This window comes from Candidatus Babela massiliensis (genome assembly GCF_000513475.1).
Lineage (GTDB): Bacteria > Babelota > Babeliae > Babelales > Babelaceae > Babela > Babela massiliensis.
In genome coordinates this window covers 608,752-621,733 of sequence record NC_023003.1, presented here as the reverse complement: position 1 = coordinate 621,733, position 12,982 = coordinate 608,752, and the positions used below count along the sequence as shown (strand labels likewise).

General features: G+C 27.1%; 14 protein-coding genes. 7 read left to right on the top strand and 7 right to left on the bottom strand.

Annotated features, from left to right (window positions below; genetic code table 11):
* Positions 1-24: 24 nt before the first annotated feature.
* The 5 genes from truA to BABL1_RS02870 form a co-directional block, all read right to left on the bottom strand.
* Complete coding sequence (gene truA, locus BABL1_RS02890; RefSeq protein ID WP_023792166.1) at positions 25-774, bottom strand: tRNA pseudouridine(38-40) synthase TruA; 750 nt, start codon at positions 772-774, stop codon at positions 25-27.
* A gap of 23 nt (positions 775-797) precedes the next feature.
* Positions 798-2,591: a translational GTPase TypA gene (typA, locus tag BABL1_RS02885; protein ID WP_044601281.1), complete on the bottom strand. Its 1,794-nt coding sequence runs from the start codon at positions 2,589-2,591 to the stop codon at positions 798-800.
* Between the two features lie 206 nt (positions 2,592-2,797).
* The gene (gene rpsR / locus BABL1_RS02880; protein WP_023792160.1) at positions 2,798-3,076 is read right to left on the bottom strand and encodes a 30S ribosomal protein S18; all 279 of its coding nucleotides are present in this window, start codon (positions 3,074-3,076) and stop codon (positions 2,798-2,800) included.
* A gap of 34 nt (positions 3,077-3,110) precedes the next feature.
* Positions 3,111-3,569: a 30S ribosomal protein S6 gene (locus BABL1_RS02875; RefSeq protein WP_023792158.1), complete on the bottom strand. Its 459-nt coding sequence runs from the start codon at positions 3,567-3,569 to the stop codon at positions 3,111-3,113.
* A 292-nt stretch (positions 3,570-3,861) separates the two neighbouring features.
* Positions 3,862-4,533, bottom strand: coding sequence for an XRE family transcriptional regulator (locus tag BABL1_RS02870; protein ID WP_023792155.1), 672 nt, complete (start codon positions 4,531-4,533; stop codon positions 3,862-3,864).
* A gap of 235 nt (positions 4,534-4,768) precedes the next feature.
* On the opposite strand from BABL1_RS02870, the gene BABL1_RS02865 reads away from it, so the two are divergent.
* On the top strand, positions 4,769-5,380 hold the full coding sequence (locus BABL1_RS02865) for a hypothetical protein (protein ID WP_044601168.1): 612 nt from the start codon (positions 4,769-4,771) through the stop codon (positions 5,378-5,380).
* A gap of 12 nt (positions 5,381-5,392) precedes the next feature.
* Here BABL1_RS02865 and BABL1_RS02860 read toward each other — a convergent pair whose 3' ends face one another.
* Both BABL1_RS02860 and BABL1_RS02855 read right to left on the bottom strand, forming a co-directional pair.
* Positions 5,393-5,983, bottom strand: coding sequence for a hypothetical protein (locus BABL1_RS02860; RefSeq protein WP_146617287.1), 591 nt, complete (start codon positions 5,981-5,983; stop codon positions 5,393-5,395).
* Positions 5,984-6,083: 100 nt separating this feature from the next.
* On the bottom strand, positions 6,084-7,040 hold the full coding sequence (locus BABL1_RS02855) for an ankyrin repeat domain-containing protein (RefSeq protein ID WP_023792147.1): 957 nt from the start codon (positions 7,038-7,040) through the stop codon (positions 6,084-6,086).
* Positions 7,041-7,242: 202 nt separating this feature from the next.
* Between BABL1_RS02855 and ftsY the strand changes: the two genes are divergently transcribed.
* The 6 genes from ftsY to prmC all read left to right on the top strand — a co-directional run bounded on the left by ftsY (position 7,243) and on the right by prmC (position 12,966).
* A complete protein-coding gene (ftsY, locus tag BABL1_RS02850) occupies positions 7,243-8,133 on the top strand; it encodes a signal recognition particle-docking protein FtsY (protein ID WP_023792144.1) in 891 nt (296 codons plus the stop codon).
* Positions 8,114-8,911 (top strand): hypothetical protein, encoded by a 798-nt coding sequence (locus tag BABL1_RS02845; RefSeq protein WP_044601167.1) that lies wholly within the window; start codon positions 8,114-8,116, stop codon positions 8,909-8,911. Before ftsY ends, BABL1_RS02845 begins: the two co-directional genes overlap by 20 nt.
* Before the next feature lie 18 nt (positions 8,912-8,929).
* Entirely contained in the window at positions 8,930-9,901 is a 972-nt protein-coding gene (locus BABL1_RS02840) for a hypothetical protein (protein WP_023792139.1), read from the top strand.
* A gap of 142 nt (positions 9,902-10,043) precedes the next feature.
* Positions 10,044-10,883, top strand: a complete 840-nt coding sequence (locus BABL1_RS02835; RefSeq protein WP_023792136.1) for a hypothetical protein — start codon at positions 10,044-10,046, stop codon at positions 10,881-10,883.
* Between the two features lie 74 nt (positions 10,884-10,957).
* Positions 10,958-12,058, top strand: a complete 1,101-nt coding sequence (locus tag BABL1_RS02830; RefSeq protein ID WP_023792133.1) for a hypothetical protein — start codon at positions 10,958-10,960, stop codon at positions 12,056-12,058.
* Between the two features lie 14 nt (positions 12,059-12,072).
* Positions 12,073-12,966 carry a peptide chain release factor N(5)-glutamine methyltransferase gene (gene prmC / locus BABL1_RS02825; RefSeq protein ID WP_023792131.1) on the top strand — a complete coding sequence of 298 codons (894 nt, stop codon included), beginning with the start codon at positions 12,073-12,075 and terminating at the stop codon, positions 12,964-12,966.
* Positions 12,967-12,982 lie beyond the last annotated feature (16 nt).

The following is a 12,982-nucleotide window of genomic DNA, read 5'->3' as shown; positions in this document are numbered from 1 at the left end:
TCTATATTTTAGCAGTTTAATTTTCTAAAAATATATTATTTTTCTTAAAATCAAACCATTAGCAGGAGCGGTAAATAGATTTTGTTCAGGATTAGGTTTTTTAAGAGCTACCTTTAATTCATTAATATTTCGTTTTTTAGAATTAGCTATTTCAAGACAAGCACCCACTATTCTTCTAATCATATAGCGTAAAAATGATTTGCCTTTAACTTGTATTTGATAGATTTTATATCTTTTGAGATATACTAAAGATATGGAATCTATTGTTCTTATAGTAGACTCTTGCTCATAACCTGTACAGAATGATCTGAAATCATGTGTACCTACAAATATATTAAGAGCTACTTTCAGTTTATCAAAATCTATTGAATGTCTATAAGATTTTAATGAATAGACATAATTGCTAATCAAAGGAATAGCTTTTTGTGTTGTAAAATTATAGTAATAAGTCTTTTGTTTTACTTTAGCTCTAGGATGAAACTCAGAATTAACTAGCTCTATAGATCTAATTAAAATATTGCTTGGAAGCAAATTGTTCCAAGCTTTAATTAAAATTTCTGGTTTTATATTGATATCGGTTTCAAATTTAGCAACTTGCCCAAGAGCATGAACACCAGAATCGGTGCGTGATGCACCGATAATTTTTATATTTTTTTTAAAAACAGCTTTAAATTGCTTTTCAAGCATATGAGAAATAGTTACTTTGTCAGGTTGAATTTGCCAACCATAGTAATCAGTTCCATCATAGGAGACAACAATTTTATAAGTTTTCATAAATGTTAATATGTGTTCTTAAATTATTTTCTCATTGAGGCTCTTAAGACCTTTTTACGTAATCTAATCGATTGCGGAGTTACTTCGATAAGTTCATCCGGCTGAATCCATTCCATACATGTTTCTAGATCCATTTTTCTTGGCGGATCTAATTTAACAGCATCATCGGTTCCAGAAGCTCTCATATTGGTTAACTTCTTCTGTTTGGTTGGGTTAACATCTAGATCATTATCTCTACTATGTTCTCCAATAATCATACCTTGATATACTTTATCTCCAGGAGCAACAAATAATGTACCACGTTCTTGTAAAGTATCTAAAGCATAAGCTGTTACTGATCCATTATCCATGGAAACTAGAGCTCCTTTAGTTCTAGTTATAATATCACCTTTATATGGTTGATATCCTAAAAAGCTAAAGTTAGCAATTCCAGTACCGCGGGTATCAGTTAGAAATTGACCTCTAAATCCTAATAATCCTCTTGAAGGAACTTCAAATTCTATCTTAACTCTACCGTTATCGTAATGGGTCATATTTTTCATCTCGGCTTTTTTTCTGCCTAAGAATTCCATTACAACGCCTTGATGTTCTTCTTGTACATCTAATACTAGATATTCAATTGGTTCCTGTTTGATACCATTTATAGTCTTATAAATTACCTCTGGTGCTGATACTTGAAATTCAAAGCCTTCTCTTCTCATATTTTCAAGTAAAATACCTAAATGTAACTGTCCACGACCTGAGATCTTAAATGAATCGGTAGTATCTGAAGTATCAACTCTTAAAGCTACATTAGTTTTTAATTCTTTTTCTAATCTTTCTTTAATTTGTCTTGATGTTAAAAATTTACCTTCTTGGCCACAAAATGGTGAATCATTAACTGAGATGTACATAGACAATGTAGGTTCATCGATCTTTACATAATCATGAGGTATAGGTTTATCAACTTGACACAAAGTAGTACCTATTGTAACAGGTTCGTTAAAGCCTGTTACTGCAACTATATCACCAAATGAAGCTTGTTCTACTTCAACTTTACTAAGACCCTTAAATTTATAGATTTTAGTAATCTTCATAGGTTTACTTACATAATCATCTTTACATGCAACAAATTGCTGTCCAACGTTTATTTGACCATTAAACACTCTTCCTATTGCTATTGTTCCTAAGAAATCAGAGTGATCTAAATTAGTTACAAGTAATTGTAAATAATCTTCGGTTGATTCGGGCGCAGGAATATGATTAAGTATTGCTTCAAATAAAGGTTCCATACTATTTGTTTGAATATTTGGATCTTTGGTTACAAAACCTAGTTTAGATGATCCATAAAGTACTGGAAAGTCAAGTTGGCTTTCGTTAATTGCAAGGTCTAAAAATAGATCATGAACTTCGCTTTCTGTTCTTTCTATATCAGCATCTTTACGATCTATTTTATTTATAAGTACTATAGGTTTTAAATTTAACTGAAGAGCTTTCATAAGTACAAATCTAGTACCTGGAAGAACTCCTTCTGCTGAGTCAACTAAAAGAAGGAAACCTTCAACCATTTGAAGCGTACGTTCAACTTCTCCACTAAAATCGCTATGTCCTGGTGTGTCTACTATATTGATTTCATAATCTCCATAGACAACACCTGTATTTTTAGCAAGAATAGTTATCCCTCTTTCACGTTCTATATCATTAGAATCCATAACTCTTTCATCTTGTAGAACATCCATAGTGGATGTAAATCTTAACATTTTATCTACAAGAGTAGTTTTGCCATGGTCAACGTGAGCTATTATTGCTATATTTCTAACATTATTTCTTTTTTTCATAGTCATAAAATTTACAATATTTAATTATTAATAATACAAAATCGATCTATTATTTCTTATTGTAAACTAATTTCAAAAAAAGTCTATACTTTTATAGGTTTATTTATTAAAAAATAAAATAAGATCTTTAACTATTATAAAATAGTAAAGTTAATAATAGAGATTAAACAAAATGCCAGAAATTTAAATTTCTGGCATTTATTTTTTTAAGCTAATTGGCCAGAAGTAAATGGTAAAAGTGCCATAATTCTAGCATTTTTGATCTCTGTTGACAAAACTCTTTGATGTTTTGCACAAGTACCAGAAATTCTAGCAGGCAAAATTTTACCTCTTTCTGTTATGAAACCTTTAAGTAGGTTTACGTTTTTATAATCAAGAGATTCTCTTACTTGTTCACTAGAACAGAATTTACAATTTCTTTTTTGAGTTTGAGCAGTTCTTCTAGCTTTCTTTTTAAGTAATCGGGAACTCATTTTCAATTTCATTTATACACCTATAACATGTTATAATTTATGTAACTTATTCTACTTCAGCTTGATCTAGATCGTCTAATTCTTCAGAACTGGATGAAGGATTTAAGAGACCTGTCATCTTGTTTTCTTTTAAGAACGTATTGATGTCTCTTGTTGGCATGTCTTCTAGAGATTCTGGTTTTTTGTAATCAAGAGAAGCATTGTTTGCCAATTTTGTAATCATATGACGCATAACAAGTTCAGTTTGCTTAACAGCAAAATAGGTGTGTAAATTATTAAGTAATTGATGCATATTTTCTTGGTTTACTTCGTATCTTACAAGAAAGTATACTCCATATTCATAATTTCTTATTGGATAAGCTAATCTGTATTTACCCCAGCGCTCATAAGAAATTACTGATCCCTTTGCATCATCTATAATTGAATTGATTTGTGATTCAATAGTATTAGCTTCATCCGCTGTAATTTCTGGAACAGTTAGGATAAGCATTTCGTAACGTAACATTAAGTACTCCTTGACTAAATGGAAGTGTTAAATGATAAAAAACACTATAAAATAACTTATATTAAGAAATATAAGTTATTTTATTTAGTAATAATAGATCGTTGGCATGCTCCGCATGGTTAAAACCATTGGATTTTGGATTAAGATAATAGCGACCAATAAATTAATCTACATTATCTATTCCAAGAGTTGATGCCTCAACTCTTAATTTAGATTTTATCAAAAGCTTTAGCTTCTGCAAGGGCTACGTTCTGAAAACTTGTTGGCTTTCTAAACGTTTTTCTAGCAAAATTTATTCAAAATGTTGATGTCGAGCGATTACTCGTCCAATTATTCTAAAGTGATCTTTACCACGTACTAAAGCAATTGGCGCAGTTTTATGGTTTACTGATTCAAGCACTATAAAATCATCTGTATATGTAACTTGAGCTATTGCTTTTATAGGAGTTTCATTGCCATATTCTACTGCTGCAACATCACCTGATCTTGTCCAAACTTCTGGGGAGATTACTAATAAATCACCTTTGTCAAATATTGGAGACAATTGATTGCTTGAAAGACTTAAAGCAAACATAGATGCATCGTTTGTATTTAAAACAGGGACAAATACATCTTTAAAACCAGTGGTCAATTGCATTAATTGGTTATTGTACGGAGATGGATTAGACGGTATATCGCCCACTACTGGTACGATATGAACTTTTAACTGTATATCTGATTTCTCAGGCATGCTTACATTATTGTCTATATCGTCAGTTCTTTTACGTCTTTGTGCAAATAAGTCCATAGGACTTACTTCAAAAGCATTTGCTAATTTACGTAAAGAATCTTCGTTCCATCTTCTGGTGCCGTTTTTTATATGTGTTAAATAACTTTCAGACATACCAGTTTTTTCTGCTAAAATCTTGGTAGTCCATCCTTTTTCTCTGAGCAACTCTTTGACTCTTAGAGCTGTTGATGACATATTTCAAACTCCTTTACTTACACTTATTGAAGTTAATAAAAAATAGTTATACACTGCATATTTCTAATTGTACTCAAAAAATAATTCTTGTCAAATGGAAAAACAAATTTTGATAAATTGTAAAAATTCAAAATAAAAAAAGCAAGTGGAATTTTATAAAACCTTTACTTGATTATAAAAACCGAATAAAATTATTATTTTAATGCTTAAATTAAAATTAAGAGCTAATAAAATTATGGATACTATAATACAGATAAAGCCCTTTGCCGAAATAATAGAGAGTTCTTTAAATATATGGAAAGCTCAAGCTTGGCAATGGGATGAGGCTCCATCTTTTGGTTCATTAGTAACCGTTAAGACTTTAGAACGAACTATCTTTGGTCTAGTTTCTAATATAGAAATTTGTTCGGCAGATGCTTATAGAGTTGTAACTGCTTATAAAAAAACAGAAGAAGAGTTAAAAAAAGAGCAACCTCAAATTTTTGAATTTTTAAAAACTACTTTTAGTTGTATTACTATTGGTTATCAAGAAAATGATATTTTGCTTTATCAATTAGCGCCCGAGCCACCTAAGATGCATGCTTTTGTGTTTCCTGCTAAATATCAAGAGATGGTTGATTTTTTTTCAAATGAGCAGTATTTACAATTGCTTTTTAATTTTTCTAGTCATCTATTTTCGCTTGATGAATTATTGCTTTCTATTTTAAAACAACTTTCTGATAAAGATATTTTAACCAAAGATAATTTAGAAAAATTTATTGAAACTTTTTCTTTATTAACCGCCAATGACTATAGACGTCTTAAACTTTTTCTTAAAAGAACTAAATCTATATTAAAGCAATTTTGATTATATTTAATGTTAAAAATTTTCAGCAAACTCTTGTTTTATTTTTTCAAGTATGGTTTCTATGTCTTCTTTGAGTGTTGCATTTTCTTCACTTAATACTTTTAGAAGTGTTAGCATTTTAGGGACTCTTTCATTAAGTTTTCCAAAATTGGCTTGGTTTTCTAAAAGCTCTTTTGCTAATTCTTTATACTGATCTAGATCTGAAGAATCTTTATTTTCATCTAATTTCAATAATACATAGTCAAGTATTGTATATCCCTTATCATCGGTTATGTTTAAGGCTTTGCTTGATTTAAATCCTAAATTAAGAAGTATTTGGGCTATATTAATATCATTATTATTAAGACAGTCTATAAAAATTAGGTGTAAATCTTTTAAATTCTCTTTTGAATGACTATTAAATTTATTCTGTTCTACAAACATTAAAATTTGTTTTACCTTGGTATATAATCTTTCAATATTTTGTCTATTTTTTATTGATCTTATTTTTTTAAATGAAGTTGTTATGTTATTTGATGTGCTTGCAATTTTAAATAAGCACCCTAGTTCTAAGCTTTTAGTACAAGCAATTTTAATTGTACTTTCGGTTAACGATTTTGACATAGTATTAGTATTGAAATGCTTGTTCAGAATTATAAAGAAACAAAAGAATAAAAAATAGTTTTTTAGGTTCATGTTAATTCCTAATATTTTAGTTATTTTATTATATATTAAAAAGATTATTTATTTTCGGATTATCAAGTTTTTTAGCAAGAGTGATTGCAGTATCTAGATTATCATTTTGTATAGTTATATCTGTTCCTAATTCTAATAATACTTTGATAATTTCTATTCTTTGATTTTCATTTTCAGAATATAAAAGATTATTAATATGGTAAACTAGATCATTATATCCGCTTTTATTTTTTTCCATATTAATAATTTTATTATCTATCATAATTAGTAAAGAGTGCATTAATGCGGTATTATTATGACAATCAACTGCATTTATAAATTGCTTAATATTATTTTTGTAGATTTCTTTTGCTGTATAAATTATTAGATTAAAAATCTTTAGATTACCGCTAATTGCTGCTGCTGTTAATGAATTTATATGTACTTCCTCTTGATTGAAGTTTATTTGGTAAGTAAATTTTGCTCCAATTTTTGCTTTATGTTTAGCATTTAAGTTTAATCCTTGAGTAATATAATTATTTATTAGTTTTTCTACTGTTTCATAATCGCAATTTATAATAGAGTTAATAAATAGTTCTTCAATTTGAGCAAGTGGGCTTAAAGTATTATGAGGTTGAATCATACAACAAACTATAGTGTCAAGACCGTATTGAGCCCATTTTGGTAATTTTTTATACGCATTTTTAATATCTTGTTTAATGTGTATTTGATCGATACTTTTGTATCCATTGCTTGATAATTCTTTTTGAGTTTTTAGCTCTTGTATCATATTTTCAAGAGATTCTTTTTGTTTTATATTTAATTTGTCTAAATTTAATTTTTCAAGGCATAAAGGATTTTCTTCGAGCATATTGGCTAGATTAATCAATGTTAAAAATTTAAGATCTGTTACAGTACTTGGAGTTTTTTCAGGATCTTGCATTGCTGCTAGATTTGTTAGGATAAGTATGTTTGTAATAAGTAATTTTAATATATTTCTTTTCATGAATTATTTTCCTATAAATGATTTTTTAGCTTTCTTAATATTTATTATTTTTTATAAAACGTTTTTCGTCAAATGGTAGTATTTAAATTGCATAATCAAAAAACACAAATTAATATAATATTGTAGTTGTTGAATAACTATAATAAAATAATTAATATTAATATTAAGTTTTAAGTTAATTCTTTTAATAGGAACATTTTTTATGTTTAATTTTTTCAAAAAAACCTTAAGTAATATATATAATCATTTTACTAACAAAATTGGAGCCTTATTTAAATCAAATAAAATTGATCAAGATACATTGAATGAGCTTGAAAAGATTTTAATTACTTCTGATACTGGAGTAAGTACCACTAAAATAATTGTAGATAAAATAAAAGATGAATTTAAAAATGGCAATATAAAGAGTGGAACAGATTTGCGTGATGTTCTTGCTCAAGAATTAAAGGGCATATTAACTAAAAATAGTTACGATTCTGATGTTGATATATATTTGTTAGTAGGTATTAACGGTAGCGGTAAAACTACTTTTGCAGGAAAATTGTCCTCATTTTTGAAGTATAAGAACAAAAAAGTTCTTCTAGTTGCTGCAGATACATTTAGAGCAGCAGCAAGAGAACAATTAGGAAAAATAGCACAGAAATTGGATGTAGATATTATTGAAGGCCAAGAAGGTCAAGATCCTGCGTCAGTTGTATATTTAGGGTGCCAAGAGTATAAAAAAGGTAATTATGATAGTTTAATTATAGATACAGCAGGGCGATTGCAGACTAAGACAAATTTAATGAAAGAGCTTGAAAAAATAAAAAAGAGCATCAATAAGCAATTACCTGATAAAAAAATATCTGTTTTATTGACAATAGACTCGATGTTAGGTCAAAATTCTCTTGATCAAGCAAAGATTTTTAATGAAAGTACAGTATTAAATGGCATAATTTTAACTAAAATGGATGGTACTGGTAAAGGTGGAATAGTATTTGCTATTACTAGAGAACTCAATATTCCTATTGCATTTATATCTTTTGGAGAAAAACTAGATGAGGTTAAATTATTTAATGCACAAGAGTACGTGGATGAACTTCTTGCTAATTAATTTCTTAAAAATATTATTTTTAGTTGTTAATATTATTAATATAGATCTAGTTTATTGTAAGCCTATTAACGTAAATAAATTGTACAATTTAAGACCGACCATTTTTTTAGTAAGAAATGATTATATACTTGAGTACAATAATATTCATAATAAGTCAAATAGTTATTATTCTATAAATCAGACTTATAATCATGTTATTAAGAGATTGACCTATAAAAAGATTGAGAAGCAAAATATTAGTGAATTTACAAGAGCTAAAATATTAGTTTTTCAAGAAATAAATAAGCGTATAAATAATCTGATATTACAAAATCCTTATGTTGTAAAGTATAAGGCTGATGATAGTGTTGTTATTAATGTAGCTTATTATAGTCAGGAAGATAAAAATGCTTTTGATTGTGATTATGTATGTTGTTTAGAAAATTCTATAACAAATTTTTTAGATGAAGATATTTTTTATGATTTTAATTTAATAAGAATCTCTTTAGGATTGCCTGTAAAATGGTACTATAACGAAAAAACTTTTTTTCAATTTAATAGCTACTTAAATATAGTTTCTTTATTTGGAATATATATACTCTTAAAAGAGAATAAAGAATTTTTTTTACCAAGGCAGATTATTCAAGAGAATACTTTAAATACAAGAAAATTAGAATCAATTTTTAGTATTGCAAAACGAAGATTTTTGAAATTTTTGTTGCAGGAATTAAAAAATTTAGGTTTTTCTAAAAATATAACTAATAATTTGGTAAAAAGAATTAAAGCTGAAATGAAGTAAAATTTAAAAGGAAGAGTAATGAAGAAAGTTTATTTAATTTATCTTGGATTATGTTTTTTTATATTAAGTGGTATGAGTCTTACCATGAGTTCTGATAATATAAATTTTCTTGATTTAATTGATCTTAAGAATTTTAATAATTTATCTCAAGAAATTAATTATCTTAATACTCAAGTTACAGAAAGTGTTTCTTCAAAAGATTCTAGGAACTTAAAAGATATAGTTAGTACTTTAATTTTGTTAGTAGATCATATTTATAATCAAACTTATGATATTCGTTACTTTTTATATAAGCATAATTTAAGTAGTTCAGAATTTTCTAAAAATATAGCAGAGATAATTAACAAGACTAAATCTTATGAAAATCAGGAAATTCAAATATTTTTAAATAAAGTTTTGATAAATAGATTTAATGCTGTGTTTGATAAAAGTATAGTTCAGATACTATTAGATATAAAAACCGAAGAAGTTATAGATAGAGATAAAATAGTTATTGATGCTAAAAATTTAAATTTTTATATAATAAAATGTTTTGAATGGTTATCTATTTTTACTGTATCAAACTTTCAAGGGTTTGATAGAGGCGTCGTGTTAGATTTTGCTGAACTTTATAATAGTCTAGAGACATTTTATGCAAGCTTAAATTTAAGTCAAAGAATAAAATTACAAAAAAATCCTAATAATTTACTAAAGCAGTTAAAATATTATTTTTACATATATATTAAAACTAAGCTTAATATCAGTCTTGAACACAATGATTATAATAGAGCTCAAGAAATATATAGTTATTATGAATTATTTAACAAGAAAGCCAAAATTACTCAAAGTGAAATAGATAATTTAGATAAAAACAGTAATCCAAAAGATGCTATTAAACGATTTTTAGATTATGAGCAAGAACAAACTAGTATTGATAGAGATACTTTGGTAAGTAATTTATTTGATTTTAGCCATAGGTTAATTAGTTTAAGTAATATTAAATTTCAATAGACTTAGAGTTAAATTTATTAAAGAGCAAAACCCCTGTTGACAAAAAAGATAGATAATATAAATTTAAAAGTATAATAAAGTATATTATAAATATCTTTATTATCTTATTAGTATTTACTTTTTCTCAATAGGAGGTTTAATTATGAGAAAAAATATAGCTTTATTGCTAATATTAATGTCTACTTTATTCACAACTTTTAACTATTCTATGCGTCGTGATGACGTAAATTTACCAGAAGGATCCGCTGATAATTCTCTTATAACATTGGAAGATGTTGGAAATGCTCTTGAATATTTTTCTAACGCTACGAATTTAGCAAATTTTGATGTTAATAAAATTGCTGATTACGTTGAATGGAAAGAATTTTATTCTTTTTTGATTGATTTAATAGCAAAGGATAACCCAGAAATAGATTTGATTGATACTATTTCCTTGATAAAATCTGAAAAAATAAAAGAACTTATACAGCCTTCTAGAGATTTGGTTATACAAAAAGTTGCCAGGTTATTAACTTTATTCAATATGTCTTATGATGATGGGCTTTATTTTGCTAATGTAAACGAAGACTTGGTGATAAATTTTGTAAAAGCAACTTTTAATTGGATTAGAAGACATCAGATAGATCAAAAGGCTACTCAAAACATTAAAAAAGATTTAGCTAAAAATGCTCTTTCATTTAAAATAAGTTCTTCTGATACAAGAGACGTGATATTAGGAATGGGTTCTACCATGAGTCTTTGGTTTTTGGGACATGCATTTTGTCATGACATTATGGAATACATAGAGCCACATCAATTTTTAACAGCAACTATTTTTACAGTATTTGTTCTTGGTATTAGTTATACAATTATTACTAAAGTTTTAAAGGTTCCTCAACACAATACTTCGCTTATTTTATCTCTTATGCCTAATGTATGTAATTGGGTTATTTCCAAAACTGAAGTAGGAAAGAACGTTTCTGCTTTTGTTTTTGGAGAATAGATTTAAAAATAAAAATGATTATATCATTCAAAATTTAATAAACAGTAAAATTAGTATAGATTAAGGTAATTAAAATGAAGAAAAAAATTATATTAATGTTTTTGAGTTTTTTTATAAGTGTAAATACTTATCTAAGTTATTCAATGCAAAAAGATGAAGATGTGCAAGTAGCAGAAGTTAAACCGGAGAAAATAAATATACTTTATAATACGGTTGATATTTTAGTTCAAGAAGTTAAGAGCATAGTTTGTAGTATGCAAAACAGTTCTGCTAAAGATTATCTTGTTAATCTGTTAGAAAATCCAGCTATAAAGAAATTAGAACTAATTAAGATGCTTGTTGATTTTTCTAATGGTAGAGAGAAATGTACTTTTTCTAATGCAATAAAAAAATTAATCGATACTGTTGATCTTGATTACTTATCTAAAAGGATTGCTCAAGAACTTGAGTGTGATCAAAAACTTGCTTTGGAAATACTAGAAAGACTTTTAGGTAAAAAGCAGAGTTATTTAAGAAGTTTAATTAATAAATTGTCTCCAAGAACCATAAATATGTTGAGAAAAATGACCGTTGGATCAACCGCTGTTATTGTTCCTTGGCTTTTTTTACATGGAATTGGTCATGATTTTATGGAATTAATTGAACCTCAATCTATGGAAGTAGCACTGCCTTTAGCTATAGCTACTATGGTAGGAACCGGTATAGTATATAATTCTGATAAGGCTGTAAGTTTTTTTAGAACTCAATTAATAGAGCAACTTGTAAATACTGCAGTTAAGTATAATTTAATAGATAATGTAGTCGGTATAGATTTAGATCCAAATATTAAGGAAGTAGTTTCTCAAACAGGAGATACGCTTGTTGGACTATTTACTCAAGATAAAGATTTGGGTAATAATGAGCAAATAGATGCTTCAATTCAGGATAAGGGCAAAGAACTTGCACAAGATGATGATAGAGATTATCAGAATTTTCTAGCAACTATTACTGATGAACAGAGGACATTATTGCTTGAAGACTGTAATAATAATTCAAATTATGTTAAATTTTTAATTGAGCATCTGGGAGAAGAAAATCCAGGAATGTTTTTGGATATAGAAAGATTTCCAAAATTTTATAGTTCTTTATCTCAAGAGCAAAAAGAGTTAATTTTCGAATTAATAGCAAATAAATAGATAACTGAGTTTTTATGCAATCAAAGATCAAAACTAAAGACTTTATAAGAGATTTAAGAAATAGATTGCTAATTTCTTACGATAATCAAATAGATCAAGCCAATAATATTGCTAGATATATTGTTGAATCTATCTTGTCTTACTCTTCAAATGATCTTATCATTAAAGATGAAATTTTCATCTCCCAAAATGATCTTAATAAGATAAATTATATTATTGATAGGCATGTTAATTATAACATGCCTATTCAATATTTATTTGGAACTGTCGATTTTTTAGATTTAAAGTTAAATATTGAGCCTCCAATATTAATTCCTCGTCAAGAAACTGAATATTGGGTTTATGAGTTAATTAATAAAATAAAAAAGATTGAAACTCTGAAATTAAACATTTTAGATTTATGTACTGGTAGTGGCTGTATAGCTTTAGCTTTTGCAAAAGAATTTAAAAATAGTTTTATATACGCAATTGATATATCTCAACAAGCTTGCAATTTGACTAGTAAAAATGCTGAGAAAAACAACATAAATAATATCAAAATAATAAATTCAGATCTTTATAATAAGCTAGAGAATATAAAGTTTGATATAATTTTGAGTAATCCGCCTTATATTTCATTAGAGCAATATAAGAATCTTGATCCTATGGTTAAAGATTGGGAAGATATTAATGCTTTAGTTGCAGAAGATAATGGTCTTAAGATCATAAAAAGAATAGTAGCTCAATCTAATCATTGGTTAAGAAGAAATAGTGAGTTTGAGATTTATAATATTCCTCAATTGGTGCTAGAAATAGATTTTACTCAAGGTCAATCTGTGAGCAATTTATTGCTTAATAATGGATTTTCAAGAGCTAAAATAGTTAAAGATTTATTTGGTAAAGATAGAGTAGTTGAAGGTTACTTATAATTTTGTTGATATTTTA

Excerpts from the sequence above, each read along its gene's own strand:
- typA (WP_044601281.1), bottom strand. The coding sequence starts at position 2,591 with ATGAAAAAAAGAAATAATGTTAGAAATATAGCAATAATAGCTCACGTT.
- BABL1_RS02835 (WP_023792136.1), top strand. The coding sequence starts at position 10,044 with ATGAGAAAAAATATAGCTTTATTGCTAATATTAATGTCTACTTTATTC.
- rpsR (WP_023792160.1), bottom strand. The coding sequence starts at position 3,076 with ATGAAATTGAAAATGAGTTCCCGATTACTTAAAAAGAAAGCTAGAAGA.
- BABL1_RS02875 (WP_023792158.1), bottom strand. The coding sequence starts at position 3,569 with ATGTTACGTTACGAAATGCTTATCCTAACTGTTCCAGAAATTACAGCG.
- BABL1_RS02865 (WP_044601168.1), top strand. The coding sequence starts at position 4,769 with ATGGATACTATAATACAGATAAAGCCCTTTGCCGAAATAATAGAGAGT.
- BABL1_RS02840 (WP_023792139.1), top strand. The coding sequence starts at position 8,930 with ATGAAGAAAGTTTATTTAATTTATCTTGGATTATGTTTTTTTATATTA.
- prmC (WP_023792131.1), top strand. The coding sequence starts at position 12,073 with ATGCAATCAAAGATCAAAACTAAAGACTTTATAAGAGATTTAAGAAAT.
- truA (WP_023792166.1), bottom strand. The coding sequence starts at position 774 with ATGAAAACTTATAAAATTGTTGTCTCCTATGATGGAACTGATTACTAT.
- BABL1_RS02830 (WP_023792133.1), top strand. The coding sequence starts at position 10,958 with ATGAAGAAAAAAATTATATTAATGTTTTTGAGTTTTTTTATAAGTGTA.
- BABL1_RS02855 (WP_023792147.1), bottom strand. The coding sequence starts at position 7,040 with ATGAAAAGAAATATATTAAAATTACTTATTACAAACATACTTATCCTA.
- BABL1_RS02870 (WP_023792155.1), bottom strand. The coding sequence starts at position 4,533 with ATGTCATCAACAGCTCTAAGAGTCAAAGAGTTGCTCAGAGAAAAAGGA.
- BABL1_RS02845 (WP_044601167.1), top strand. The coding sequence starts at position 8,114 with ATGAACTTCTTGCTAATTAATTTCTTAAAAATATTATTTTTAGTTGTT.
- ftsY (WP_023792144.1), top strand. The coding sequence starts at position 7,243 with ATGTTTAATTTTTTCAAAAAAACCTTAAGTAATATATATAATCATTTT.
- BABL1_RS02860 (WP_146617287.1), bottom strand. The coding sequence starts at position 5,983 with ATGTCAAAATCGTTAACCGAAAGTACAATTAAAATTGCTTGTACTAAA.